We start from the raw sequence: 350 nt of genomic DNA, 5'->3' as shown, positions 1-350 counted from the left end.
TGAAGACGTCTTGAATTCCCATGGCTGGCAGAATGTTGTGTAGGGCATAGGACTGTTCCATTGTAAATTTGGGCAGAGAGACCTCCAGTTTCTTTTGCTTCATATTCTTGATCCACATAAGAAATCTCTCTGCATTGATCTCATCATCTATAGTAGTGTAATCAACATGGAGGTCAGGCAAGACAATGAGCATAGATGCCCCGCCCAGATAAGGGAGACGCAACACCTTTGCCCTAAGCTCATCATCACTGGCAATGGAAAATTTGTCGACACAGAACATCATGGGAACCTGGACAACGTTGTATTTGTCTACATAAAATCGACCAATTTCTGTGCCGTTTGGATTGAAA

General features: G+C 43.1%; 1 protein-coding gene. It reads right to left on the bottom strand.

Features of this window, described 5'->3' with window-relative positions; translation table 11 throughout:
- Positions 1-350, bottom strand: a 350-nt coding sequence (locus GFJ41_RS20315) for a serpin family protein (RefSeq protein ID WP_206001628.1), incomplete at both ends; no start/stop codon positions are given.

The sequence above is a fragment of the Paraclostridium dentum genome (assembly GCF_012922555.1).
Taxonomy (GTDB): domain Bacteria; phylum Bacillota; class Clostridia; order Peptostreptococcales; family Peptostreptococcaceae; genus Paraclostridium; species Paraclostridium dentum.
Note: the sequence above shows the minus strand (reverse complement) of the source record. Positions and strands in the feature narration are given on the sequence as shown.